The 249-nt window shown below is 68.2% G+C and carries 1 pseudogene; it reads left to right on the forward strand.

What is annotated here, in order from left to right:
• A pseudogene (locus ASG92_RS20265) lies at window positions 1–249 on the forward strand (curculin domain-containing protein); the annotation flags it as partial.

The following is a 249-nucleotide window of genomic DNA, read 5'->3' on the forward strand; positions in this document are numbered from 1 at the left end:
CCGGGCGAGGTCCTTCTCCCCGGCCAATCGCTCACCTCCGCCAACGGCCACTACACCCTGGTCTACCAGGGCGACGGCAACCTGGTCCTGTACGGCCCYGGCGGATACCTCTGGGACTCCRCCACSGACGGCAAACCCGTCGGTTCGCTCATCATGCAAGGCGACGGGAACYTGGTCATCTACGGACCCGGCGCCCTCTACGTCTGGGACTCCGCCACCGATGGCAACCCGGGCGCCCGGCTCATCGTC

The sequence above is a fragment of the Arthrobacter sp. Soil736 genome (genome assembly GCF_001428005.1).
Classification (GTDB): domain Bacteria; phylum Actinomycetota; class Actinomycetes; order Actinomycetales; family Micrococcaceae; genus Arthrobacter.